Genomic DNA, 230 nt, shown 5'->3' with positions numbered 1-230 from the left:
AAAATGTCATTCAGGGTAATAACCGGATTGTTGGGAATAACAATGATTGGAATCGTCAGGGGAAATTCATTGGAATTATTGGAGATGATAACTCCGTAATCGATAATAATATTATTGAAGGAGATCGCAATGATGGAAACTTCCAGATTGATGTAGCTTTAATGGGTGGGGAAAGTAATAGGAACGAAGATAACAACTTCATCATGGGCAATAACAATGATCATAACTTC

General features: G+C 35.7%; 1 protein-coding gene. It reads left to right on the top strand.

Annotation, left to right across the window (positions count from 1 at the left end):
- Nucleotides 1-230, top strand: a 230-nt coding sequence (locus E1171_RS23325; protein WP_187696132.1) for a hypothetical protein, incomplete at both ends; no start/stop codon positions are given.

This window comes from Xanthovirga aplysinae (assembly GCF_009711365.1).
GTDB lineage: Bacteria > Bacteroidota > Bacteroidia > Cytophagales > Cyclobacteriaceae > Xanthovirga > Xanthovirga aplysinae.
The sequence above is the reverse complement of the archived record's forward strand: the minus strand, read 5'-3'. Positions and strand labels throughout refer to the sequence as shown.